Raw genomic sequence first — 431 nt, 5'->3', positions numbered from 1 at the left:
TGGGGCGGCGGTTGGTTGAGCGATCTAGGCGTTCTAGATTTCGCTGGCGGCATTGTTGTTCACATCACGGCAGGTGTAGCGGCGCTTGTTGCAGCGCTTGTGATTGGCAATCGTCGTAACTGGCCACAAACTGCGATGCCTCCGCACAACATGACAATGACTGTTACAGGTGCAGGCATGCTTTGGGTTGGCTGGTTCGGCTTTAACGCGGGTTCAGCGCTTGGCGCAAACGAAGACGCGGCGATGGCTCTTATCGCAACACACCTATCTGCAGCAATGGGCTCTTTAGCGTGGATGGCATGCGAATGGAAAAAGTTCGGCAAGCCATCGGTTCTTGGAATCGTAACCGGTATGGTCGCGGGACTTGGTACTATCACACCAGCATCTGGATCTGTCAGCCCTGCAGCAGCAATTGTAATTGGTTTGTGTGC

Annotated in this window: 1 protein-coding gene; it reads left to right on the top strand. The window is 54.3% G+C overall.

Annotated elements, in window-relative coordinates:
* Positions 1-15: 15 nt before the first annotated feature.
* Positions 16-431 (top strand): ammonium transporter (locus A3739_RS26380; protein ID WP_369821125.1); only part of this gene is annotated, 416 nt, incomplete at its 3' end.

The organism is Oleiphilus sp. HI0067, assembly GCF_001635735.1.
This window is presented reverse-complemented; position numbering and strand designations above follow the sequence as displayed.